Source organism: Enterococcus cecorum, assembly GCF_052119425.1.
Classification (GTDB): domain Bacteria; phylum Bacillota; class Bacilli; order Lactobacillales; family Enterococcaceae; genus Enterococcus_E; species Enterococcus_E cecorum_C.
Window position 1 is genome coordinate 16,706 of the sequence record NZ_JBQKFH010000035.1, and the last position, 10,352, is coordinate 27,057.

The 10,352-nt window shown below is 37.4% G+C and carries 11 protein-coding genes; 7 read left to right on the forward strand and 4 right to left on the reverse strand.

Features of this window, described 5'->3' with window-relative positions; genetic code table 11:
• Positions 1-191: 191 nt before the first annotated feature.
• From ACTQZM_RS09200 to ACTQZM_RS09210, 3 genes are all read right to left on the reverse strand, one after another.
• Entirely contained in the window at positions 192-1,310 is a 1,119-nt protein-coding gene (locus ACTQZM_RS09200) for a WYL domain-containing protein (RefSeq protein ID WP_441653578.1), read from the reverse strand.
• Positions 1,311-1,418: 108 nt separating this feature from the next.
• Entirely contained in the window at positions 1,419-2,471 is a 1,053-nt protein-coding gene (locus ACTQZM_RS09205; protein ID WP_441653579.1) for a WYL domain-containing protein, read from the reverse strand.
• Between the two features lie 6 nt (positions 2,472-2,477).
• Positions 2,478-3,260, reverse strand: a complete 783-nt coding sequence (locus ACTQZM_RS09210; protein WP_441653580.1) for a metallophosphoesterase — start codon at positions 3,258-3,260, stop codon at positions 2,478-2,480.
• 440 nt (positions 3,261-3,700) lie between these two features.
• On the opposite strand from ACTQZM_RS09210, the gene ACTQZM_RS09215 reads away from it, so the two are divergent.
• From ACTQZM_RS09215 to ACTQZM_RS09230, 4 genes are all read left to right on the forward strand, one after another.
• Positions 3,701-4,714 (forward strand): NAD(P)/FAD-dependent oxidoreductase, encoded by a 1,014-nt coding sequence (locus tag ACTQZM_RS09215; RefSeq protein WP_441653581.1) that lies wholly within the window; start codon positions 3,701-3,703, stop codon positions 4,712-4,714.
• A complete protein-coding gene (locus ACTQZM_RS09220) occupies positions 4,715-5,776 on the forward strand; it encodes a FecCD family ABC transporter permease (RefSeq protein ID WP_441653582.1) in 1,062 nt (353 codons plus the stop codon). It abuts the gene before it with no gap.
• A gap of 3 nt (positions 5,777-5,779) precedes the next feature.
• A complete protein-coding gene (locus ACTQZM_RS09225; RefSeq protein ID WP_441653583.1) occupies positions 5,780-6,541 on the forward strand; it encodes an ABC transporter ATP-binding protein in 762 nt (253 codons plus the stop codon).
• Positions 6,542-6,697: 156 nt separating this feature from the next.
• A complete protein-coding gene (locus tag ACTQZM_RS09230; RefSeq protein ID WP_441653584.1) occupies positions 6,698-7,696 on the forward strand; it encodes an ABC transporter substrate-binding protein in 999 nt (332 codons plus the stop codon).
• Positions 7,697-7,743: 47 nt separating this feature from the next.
• Here the strand turns inward: ACTQZM_RS09230 and ACTQZM_RS09235 are convergent, their stop codons facing one another.
• Positions 7,744-8,604 carry a DMT family transporter gene (locus tag ACTQZM_RS09235; RefSeq protein ID WP_113842796.1) on the reverse strand — a complete coding sequence of 287 codons (861 nt, stop codon included), beginning with the start codon at positions 8,602-8,604 and terminating at the stop codon, positions 7,744-7,746.
• Between the two features lie 152 nt (positions 8,605-8,756).
• Here ACTQZM_RS09235 and ACTQZM_RS09240 point away from each other — a divergent pair, with 152 nt between their 5' ends.
• Genes ACTQZM_RS09240 through ACTQZM_RS09250 form a run of 3 tightly spaced genes read left to right on the forward strand, consistent with a single transcriptional unit; the run spans position 8,757 to position 10,210 of the window.
• Positions 8,757-9,488, forward strand: a complete 732-nt coding sequence (locus ACTQZM_RS09240; protein WP_441653585.1) for a hypothetical protein — start codon at positions 8,757-8,759, stop codon at positions 9,486-9,488.
• A 12-nt stretch (positions 9,489-9,500) separates the two neighbouring features.
• Positions 9,501-9,860: a DUF2200 domain-containing protein gene (locus ACTQZM_RS09245; RefSeq protein WP_087663464.1), complete on the forward strand. Its 360-nt coding sequence runs from the start codon at positions 9,501-9,503 to the stop codon at positions 9,858-9,860.
• Positions 9,861-9,877: 17 nt separating this feature from the next.
• Positions 9,878-10,210, forward strand: a complete 333-nt coding sequence (locus ACTQZM_RS09250; protein WP_441653586.1) for a DUF1905 domain-containing protein — start codon at positions 9,878-9,880, stop codon at positions 10,208-10,210.
• The last annotated feature ends 142 nt before the right edge of the window (positions 10,211-10,352 follow it).

Consider the following 10,352-nt stretch of genomic DNA (forward strand, 5'->3'; position numbering starts at 1 on the left):
ACAATCTTAATCCTCGCAACATTGCTTATGAATTCTCTTTACTTCACCAACTTTTCATGGTACGACTTCGACAACTGCATTCGCCCGTTCTTACAATTAAGCTACACCTTTCATACTAACGCCTTCTTTATGTATCATTTCTGTAATCACCTTACATGCTTAGTTATACCAAACAAGAATGCCCTTATACGTCATTTTGGTTCAATAAAGAGATTGTTTTCGTTATCAAAAAAACTTTTTTGCACTTTATTTATCTCTACTTTCAAATCATCCAGTAAATTTTGAATTTTATTTTTCATTTGTTTTTGTCCTCTTTCAGGAATCACAAAGGCTTGCACAATATCAGGACTGAGTAGCAAACAGCGTAACATCCCTTCTTTGGTGGCGCGTATTTCAACATCATAATACTCTTTTTCCTTTGTATATAAACGAACTTCACTATTAAACAGACGAATTAAACGGGTCAAATCTTCCTTTTTAATACGCAAAATATAATTTTCCACTTTTCCGCCCATCATTAACGGATAATAGTCACTACGATTGGCTTTAAGATTGTCAAAATTCGAATGATCGATTGTATAGGTAGTTTTAGTTATCTGAATATCTTTCATCAGTTCGACACGGTAATTATATTTTTTATTCGAACCCGAAAATTTGACTTCCACATAATAATAGTCATCTTTTAAATAGACTGCTTGGGGTTGCGCTTGCGTGATTTCTCGTTGGTTCTTCAAAATTAACCGCGTTTCTTTCCCATAATATTCATACCCACAAAATGTGAAATCTATAGCTCTTTTACTTTCCATCGCCAAACGGATTTGTACTAGATTTTCAATTAAACTTGTTTTAACTGCACTTTCAGTAAATAACGTTTGCACAGAATGAGGTTTAATCTCTACTAGTTCGTCATTCAATGCTAATTTTAATTTCAAAATCAAATCATCTTTTTGTTGCTTTGTAAATAATGGGGATGCGGCTAGTAAATCAATAAAAATCTGTAGCTCTTCATCTAAAATAGTCGGCTGATAGTAAAGATCGGTCTTCATCTCTTCCAAACTATCGCCTTTTGTAGAATGAATCGTTCGCAAATCTTTATTTTTTCGACTGACATAATCTTCATATTGCAAAAGATTATCTAATGTCACCCGAACCATCTTCTGACTAATTTGGCGATTATTCCTAGCAACCCCTTCATAAACCGCTTTCTTTTTTGCGGGCTTGTCCATAGAAGAATTATTTTTTAAATATTTTTTTATCTCATTTGAAACAATTAAATCAATCGCTTTTGGTCTGGTTGTATCTTTTGCCATGCCATTTCTCCAATTAATTATTTCAAAGCGCTTTGATACTTATATTGTACTGATTTTTAATGCCCCAAACGGTCATTAAAAGCCTAAAATCGAAAAAAATTTCGATTTTTAGGCTTTTAAATGATATCTTTTATATAATTTTTCGACAGCTTCTGATAAATCGGCTAATAACTCCTGATCTTTACACTCAATTAACTCCGCCACTTGATAATGTTGCAATAACCAATAACGTAGTCCCAACTTTGAAGATTTGATATACACTTCCACTTCTGTATCGGTTAAAGTTCCTGGAATGATTTCAATTTCATGAGAGAAGCTGTCAACTAATCTGGAAAAATATTCTCTTTGGACTCTTAAACGATAACGATTCACTTCACCGCCCATCATATAAGGATGATTTAAGATATATTTTCCACGATTGATTCTAGCTACCGGGTCTTTTCCATTATCCTTAACGTCTTTAGGAGAAACTAATGCGATATTACCCATCAAATCCACACTATGCGTATAGATTTCATTCATATCTTTATGGCGACCGAATACAAAGTATCGATGATCATTTAATAATAAGAAATATGGCTTGATTATTTTACGTCCCATCTCCCGCAAAACAATCTGCTTACCATCGGACTCATAGACATGCCAGTCATACGCAATATACTGTCTTTTATCAATTGCCTCTTGAATTTTCATCACATTTTCCAACACATTATGCGTCAAGAAAAAGCGTTGTTCACCAAAACTTTCATTCACATACGGAGTTAGTTTAAATACATTCCGATTTGAAAGGGATTGGAGTCTTTTGGCCAAACTACTGGCTTGCTCTTTACGGAATATTTTGGAATGCATCACACAATCGATGAAATACTTTAACTCCACATCGCTGATACTATTTTTATAATAATATCTTTTTCGCTTTTTTGCTCCGATTATCCCAATCATTTGTTGCGAGCTAGGCAAAAGCGCCTCACTTTCTAATAAATGATCTAAGGAGCGAATAACTCGTCTATAGGTAATCTCTTCGCCATACTTAGCTCTTAAATATTCTGTTATTTCCTTACGGTTGAGCGTTTTTTCTTGAAGTTCTTTTTTGGTATCCATACTAGTAATGACACTCGTATATTGCTTTAATATCTCTAATATTTCTTGCGTTAGAATCATCTAGGCTCACTCTCCCGGCCAAAATAGCTTTTCTAATCCTTTTATCGTTGCTTCACTTTGCCAATCAGTCGGAATCACTTTAAACTGACCTTCCTCATAGCACAATAAATCACCATTACCAATCAATTGCCAACCTTGTTCGGAAATATAATTATTCGAAAAAGTATCAATTCCAATAATATTTCCTAATTGAATGGCTTTTTGCGGTGTATGACCGACCACTTGCTTAGGATATTTGGGGTTGGTATGTAAGGTTGTTTCCATGAAGTCAGACCAAATTGGCGAACCATATGGAAATCGTCCACGCCGGATATAACCCACATGTGTCTGATATTCGTATAATTTCGCTTTATGTTCTTCCTCGGTCATCGTCTCAAAGTTCCAATCCTCTACCTCAAAATCTTCATTAAAGCCTGCATGACTCACAAGATAATCATCTAACTGAAAAGCAACCTGCAATCCTAAACCATAAAGTCGTTTTTTGACTGCTAGGATTAATTCAGGATCTTCTGAAGTATAGTGGTTGCGTCGATCAATCATATAAGGTGCATCATGATTGCCCACTAAATTAACAACTTCAATTCCTTTTTGCAGATGTTCTTCCTTAAATTCTTTTAATAAGTCCAAAGCTGATAAAAATAATGTTGAATTGTTCTTTTGACCACAAGCATCAACATAATCACCAGTAAAAATCACGCGTTCAATCTTTTCTTGCGCCACCACTTTTGCTACCTTAGGCAAAATCAGCGCCTGTTGTAAATGTAAATCGCCAACAAATAAAGTTTTCATCACTTACCACTTCCTTTTTTTCTATCATTATTTTTTTGCTACTTGCATCTAATCCGGCCTGTCTAGGAAAATCTTAATACCCGATGGATTTCCCTGCCATTCCGGACAACCTTAGCTGCTTGGAGCTGGTCGACCCGGCTCACATCTTTAATCTACGGCGTTCAGCAGCTAGACATTGTGAAATTCGCCCTCCCACTTGTGAAAATCTCCTTTCATCCGATTTTCTCAGTGGGAGGTAAGCACACGAATTTCTTCATGTCTGCCCAAGCTGCTTCACGGCCTCTTCTTTAATTTAGAACGATTCTTATTTGTTGGCAACTGGTTTACAAATAAAATAGATTTTTTTATAATAATCTCAACTAAATGAGAATGATTATCAATTGCAAAAATATTCACAAATAAACAATATAAACCTACCTTATTCGAAAGGAAGAGATATAATGCAACCTACCTATGATTGTGTGATTATCGGTGGTGGTCCAGCTGGTCTCTACGCTAGTTTTTATGCTGGTTTGCGTGATATGAAAATTGCCTTAGTTGAAGCTTTAGATCATCTAGGTGGCAAGTTAAGCTTCTACCCTGAAAAAATGGTTTGGGATGTAGGCGCACTTCCTCCAAGCAAAGGCAAACAAATTCAAAAGCACTTAATCGAGCAAGCCAAAACTTTCCAGCCCGATATCTACTTAAATACAAAAATTAACAAAATCGAGAAAGTTGAGGATACTTTTCTTTTACATAGCAATCAAGCTACTCCCCTGAAAGCAAAAACCGTTTTACTGGCGATTGGCGGAGGAATCTATACGCCAAAGAAATTAACCGTCTCACTAACAAAAGCCGTCCAGGACAAAATCTTTTATCATTTTCCAGATCCAAATCTTATCAAAGGAAAAGAATTATTGGTTTCTGGAGGCGGCAATAGTGCGGTGGATTACGCGATTGAAGCGCATGAATTTGGTGCAAAGGTCACAGTTTCCTATCGTGGAGAAAAGCTAAAAGGACACGAAAGCCAAGTTCGCAAACTGTCTGAACTAGGCATTCCCGTTTACTATTGCGATACAATTGAAGAAATCCGTCAACAAGGTCAAAAACTCCAAGTAAAATGCGCTGTTCACACTCTTTCTGCGGATTATTTACTCATTCAGCACGGCTATGAACATGATGATAGTCTGTTTAAAAATTGTTCTTTTGACTTAAAGTGGCATAACGAGTATGCACTGGACTGCCAACAACCAAGCATTACTAGTGAAATGGGCATTTTTGCGACAGGCGATATCCAATATTATCCTGGCAAAGTGAATTTACTCACCGGTGCTTTTAATGACAGCGTACATGCAGTTAATCAAATCAAACAATATCTCGATGAGTCAGCCGCCAGTTTTGAAATGGTTTCTTCCCATAATGAGAAATTCCATACTCGTAATCAAGCACTTTTTGCCAACAAGGAGGCGATATAGATGAAAAAGTCTAGCCATCGCTTCGTTTTTGGGGCACTTGGGATTGTTTTTCTAGCTCTGATTATCTTATCTGTTGGCTTTGCACTAACCCAGGGACAAGCCGATATCAGAGTCAGTGAGGTCTATCAAATCTTACTATATAAGCTTTCCAACGGGCATCTAGGAAATGTCGAACAGCTTTCATTGGCAGATCAAAATATTATTTGGTTTGTCCGGGCACCTAGAACACTCTTAGCTATCTTTGTAGGGATGGGACTTGCAATTAGTGGCGCGGTGATGCAAGCTGTCGTCCAAAATCCATTGGCTGATCCCTATATTTTAGGTATTTCTTCTGGTTCATCACTAGGCGCTACCTTTGCGATTTTGGTCGGTTTTGGTGGTGGGGCATTGGTCTTTCAATTTGGCTTAGCATTTGGGGCCTTTATCGGAGCTATTTTCGCCAGTATCTTTGTCTTACTCTTGGCAAGTGTCGATTCGAAAATGACTTCCACAAAACTCGTACTCTCAGGGATGATTATTAGTTCCTTATGCAGTGCTTTGTCAAATCTCATCATCTATCTCGCTAATAACGCAGAAGGCATGAAGACCGTTACCTTTTGGACCATGGGTAGTTTAGCCAGTGCAAGTTGGCAAAAATTACCTTTAGTCAGTCTCATTGTCTGTGGCTTAACGCTCTTTTTTATCTTACAAGCACGAATTTTAAATGCGATGTTACTTGGCGATGAAGTTGCGACCACATTAGGCATTAAGCTCAGTTTTTATCGCAAAGTCTACATGATTTTAGCAGCACTTTTAACCAGTATTATTGTCGCAAATTCAGGAATGATTGGCTTTGTGGGACTGATTATCCCGCATATTGTCCGCGGAATGACCGGTTCAGATCATCGCCTATTAATGCCATTATCCGCTTTATCAGGCAGCCTATTTATGATTTGGGCAGATGTTTTAGCCCGCTCTATCTTAAAGGGTGTTGAATTACCCATCGGCATCATCACCGCCATGATTGGTTCGCCGATTTTCATTTACATTATTTTAAAGAAACAATACAACTTTGGAGGGTAGCTTATGAAATTATCCATTGAACACTTAAATTTCAGCATCAAACAACGCACTCTCCTAGAAGATATTTCTTTAAAGACTAAAGACGGCCAATTTGTCGGTTTAATCGGAGCGAATGGTAGCGGAAAATCTACCTTACTGAAAACCATCTATAAAACACTCAAACCAGATAGCGGGGAAATTTATTTAGATGAACTCAATATTTTGCATAGTTCTGAAAAAAAGGTTGCCCAAAATTTAAGTGTGGTTAGTCAGTTTAATGAACTCAGTTTTGATTTAACGGTCAAACAAATGGTTATGCTTGGACGTACTCCCCATAAGCGACTTTTAGAGCAAGAAAATAAGCAAGATTTACAAATTGTTGAGCTAGCTTTAAACAAGACAAATTTGTTGGAATATCAAGATCGTAGCTTTTTGTCCTTATCTGGTGGCGAAAAACAACGGGTGATCCTTGCTAGAGCCATCGCGCAAGAGCCACAATTTATGATTTTAGATGAACCTTGTAACCACTTGGATATTCGGTATCAGTTGGAAATCATGGAAATTGTCAAAAATCTAGGTATTGGGATATTAGCTGCTTTACACAGTTTGGAAGATGCCTGCCGTTATTGTGATGAACTTTATGTCTTAAAGCAAGGACATGTTCTTGCACACGGTAAACCCGAAGAAATATTGACCGAAGACTTAATTGAGGAAGTTTACGGTGTCAAATGCAAAATCTATCAAAACCCAATCACCCAACAATTAGGATTTTATTATTATAAATAAAGGTTGTGAAGCAGCTTGGGCAGACTTGAAGAAATTCGTGTGCTTACCTTCCGATGAGAAAATCGGATGAAAGAAGATTTTCTCATTCGGGAGGGCGAATTTCACAAAGTCTAGCTGCTGAACACCGTCAATAAAAGTTTATGGAAGGAGAAAAACATGAAAAAATTAACCTTACTTGCGCTAACTACAGCGACATTTTTACTGGCTGCTTGTGGCAATACACAATCAAAACAAGAAACAAAATCAGAGGCACACTATCCTCTTACTATTGAAAATGTCACCAAAGCAGAAGGTGGCAGCAAATGGACAAAAAAAGAAGAAACCTATCAAAGCAAACCGAAAAAAGTCTTGGCCAATACCCGTCCAGCTGCCGAACTTTTGCTACATCTTGGACTCAAAGATAATATTGCCGGCGTTGGTGCCACTTTTGGGGTAGCCGATGAAAGTGTCGCCAAAGAATTTAAAGAACTCAAAGACCTAGGAAACAGCTACATCAGCAAAGAAACCGCGCTAAGTGTTGATCCAGATTTAGTCTATGGGCGTGGTGGACTATTTGATAATCAAGACTGGGGTGTCGGTACGGTCGATTCACTAAATGAAATGGGCATTCCAACTTATGTCTTAGAATCATCTATCACCGGTGCGACTTTTGATTCTATTTATTCAGATATCGAAAATCTTGGTAAAATCTTTAATGTAGAAGACAAGGCCAAATCTTTCAGCAAAGAAATCAAAGCCCGTCAAACCAAACTAGAAGCGAAAGTAAAAGATAAAAAAACACAGACTTTTGCATACTTACACATGTCTGATCCTAGTCAAGTGGTCGTTTATGCCGCTCATGACGAAGCGTTCTTTAACGATATGTTTAAAATGATTAAGGTGGACAATGTGTTTAAAGACCAAAAAGGCGATGTGAGTGAAGAAACCTTAATTCAAACCGATCCAGATGTCTTAATTGTCGGTGACTGGTCAAGTATTCCAGGAAGTATCAGTGGTCAAGAAGTCATCGATGCTCTATTAAAAAATCCTAAGCTACAAAGTATGAAGGCAATTAAAAACAAACAAATCTATGCGGTGGATTATAACTATCTATTCGGTTATGGTTACCAATCCTTAACTGGTTTAGAACAACTAGTAGATCAAATGCAAAAATAATCTCTATACAAATACGGCGCAGAATTCAAACATCTGTGCCGTATTTTCTATAATTCATTCCATAGTGTGAAACCTAATATCAAAGCTCCTCCGACAAATTGTAAAAGTGTTAATGGTTCGCCAAGGATAAAGACGGAGATACAAACGGCCACTAAAGGATCAATATAGCTTAGTATCGCTGCTTTTTGTCCAGGAAGCTCTTTTAACGCTGAAAAGTAAAAACAATAGGTCACTCCCGTATGTACTAAACCAACAATTAAAAGGCAAATCCACCCTATTGTAGTTAACTTGCCTAATGAAAACCCACTCGTAAAGCCAACATAAGGGATTAAAATCAAAATTGCAGATAAAAATTGTAAGAAGGTTCGCTGGATGCCGCCTACATTTTTGATAAACTTATTAAGCAAAATAACTGTCGCGTAAAAGCAAGCAGCACCTAATCCAAAAAGAATCCCTACAATATTGGACTTTCCTTGACTAAAATCACCTATTCCTGTTATCAACACAATTCCTAATGTCGACATGATAAAACAAAGCCAATTTTTCGCCGTCATCTTTTCTTTAAACAACAATGGACAGGCAAGCGTAACCAATACCGGTGCAAAGTAATAACTTAAAGTCGCTATCGAAACCGTAGTATACTTATACGCTTCAAAAAGTAAAATCCAGTTGAAACCCATCGCAACCCCAGATAAAAGTAGGATTGGCAACTCCTTTTTGAACTGTTTCACCTGGATTTTTTGCTTAGTAACGAATAAAAAGCCACCAATTAACACGGCTGCTAAAATGGCCCGATAAAACGCCAAAGCCCCTGAAGATAGCTGAATATTACGGACAAATAACCCTAATGTTCCAAAAATCGCCATTGAAAAGACCAACAACGCACGTGCATCCTTTTGATTTTTCATCCAATCACTCCTCGTAAAATAGATAACCAACAAAACTTATTTCTTATATTCTAATGGAAAAATTTTTTAAAAGTCAAGACAGCTAAGCATTTTTCATGCATTGTAAGATAAAACTTGATAATATAAAAGAAAATGACATTTGGAGGAAATCAATGGAATTAACACTAAAAATTCAAGAAAGCACAGCCCAAATTCAAACCCCTGACCAGAAATTGACTATCCAATTTTTACCCATTTTTGAAGCTGTACAAGCAGATGTGGTTCAACTGTACACCGATAAAAAAGGCAAGTGGCACTTGATGACCGAAGCACTGCCAGAAGAAATGCACCGCTGCCTAGCTATCCAACTTCAAGAGGCAGAAATGAAGATTTTTAGACGAGTCATTGCCAATGAATTTTTCAAAGGCGAATATGCCATTCCAGCGCATTATCAAAAAGAATACCAGCCAATCGTGGAACAAATCACAGCTATTTTACGACCTTTTGCGATTCAATTTGATGGCAAACCAAAACGTCTCGGACAAAAAGCGCAACATCGTTTTAAAAAAGAATTTGCAACGATTCCCTTTTATGTTGATGATTTCAATAGTAAAGCCACAGTCTACTGGCAAAAGCGCAATGAATTTCGTATTTTAGCGGGTGCGACTTTAATGCCTGAAGCGCCATTAAATAAAGATGGTTCACTTGGCTTTGGTGCGCGATTCGCTTTAACCTTGCGTCAAGAACAAGCGGATAAAATCAAGGATAATGTCACAACTGAAGATATTATCTTAAAAAGCGTCAATGAGGTCGGACATTTTCTATACTTTGCCGGAACAAACAGCTGGCTAGTCTTAAAAGATGAAAATGGCAAGACAATTGATGAATATAGCGTAGTCAAATAGGAGAAATTATAAATGGCTAAAAATATGGAACGTGTCTATAAGATGAATTTTGCAAGTGTCTATCCCCTACTTGTTCAAAAAGCTGAGCGCAAAAACCGCACCCAAGCAGAAGTCGATGAAATTATTTGTTGGTTAACAGGCTACACACCAGAACAACTTGCACAACAATTAGACAAGGAAGTCGATTATCAAACTTTCTTTCAAGAAGCCCCACAAATCAATCCTAACGCAAAACTTATTAAGGGCGTTATCTGTGGCTATCGTGTAGAAGATATCGAAAACCCATTGATGCAACAAATTCGATATTTAGATAAATTAATTGATGAACTCGCAAAAGGCAAAAAAATGGAAAAAATTCTGCGTCAAGATTAGCTTGAAAGGATATGATAATGGATTCAATACAAGATTTCACAAATTATACTCACTTTTCTCCCCAGGAATCCGCTTATCAATTTACCAGTGTGATTGAAGCGTCTGAAGTGGGCAAGGGGGGCGCTTATGTCCGCGTGCCCGTCAATATTAAAGAATACTTCGGCAAAGGTCGCTTAAAGGTCAGAGTCTATTTTGAAATGGTCTATTATGAAGGTAGCATTGTCAATATGGGGGTAAAAAATCCAGATGGCAGTGTCTGTTATATTCTCGGCGTCCGCAAAGATATTCATCAAGAACTACAAAAAAACATTGGCGATACATTGACTGTTTCCTTCCAACCTATACTTTAGAATTTATTAATACAAAAAATCCCGGCTAGACTGATATGTACCCAGAATCCTGGACACATATATGAACTAGGCGGAACACAAGGATGCTAACCTGTACTTTGCAGGTGGCATCCATTTTGTTTTTGCCTGAATTCTTTCGTTA

Coding starts and splice junctions, on each gene's coding strand:
- ACTQZM_RS09200 (WP_441653578.1), bottom strand. CDS start 1,310: ATGGCAAAAGATACAACCAGACCAAAAGCGATTGATTTAATTGTTTCA.
- ACTQZM_RS09205 (WP_441653579.1), bottom strand. CDS start 2,471: ATGATTCTAACGCAAGAAATATTAGAGATATTAAAGCAATATACGAGT.
- ACTQZM_RS09210 (WP_441653580.1), bottom strand. CDS start 3,260: ATGAAAACTTTATTTGTTGGCGATTTACATTTACAACAGGCGCTGATT.
- ACTQZM_RS09215 (WP_441653581.1), top strand. CDS start 3,701: ATGCAACCTACCTATGATTGTGTGATTATCGGTGGTGGTCCAGCTGGT.
- ACTQZM_RS09220 (WP_441653582.1), top strand. CDS start 4,715: ATGAAAAAGTCTAGCCATCGCTTCGTTTTTGGGGCACTTGGGATTGTT.
- ACTQZM_RS09225 (WP_441653583.1), top strand. CDS start 5,780: ATGAAATTATCCATTGAACACTTAAATTTCAGCATCAAACAACGCACT.
- ACTQZM_RS09230 (WP_441653584.1), top strand. CDS start 6,698: ATGAAAAAATTAACCTTACTTGCGCTAACTACAGCGACATTTTTACTG.
- ACTQZM_RS09235 (WP_113842796.1), bottom strand. CDS start 8,604: ATGAAAAATCAAAAGGATGCACGTGCGTTGTTGGTCTTTTCAATGGCG.
- ACTQZM_RS09240 (WP_441653585.1), top strand. CDS start 8,757: ATGGAATTAACACTAAAAATTCAAGAAAGCACAGCCCAAATTCAAACC.
- ACTQZM_RS09245 (WP_087663464.1), top strand. CDS start 9,501: ATGGCTAAAAATATGGAACGTGTCTATAAGATGAATTTTGCAAGTGTC.
- ACTQZM_RS09250 (WP_441653586.1), top strand. CDS start 9,878: ATGGATTCAATACAAGATTTCACAAATTATACTCACTTTTCTCCCCAG.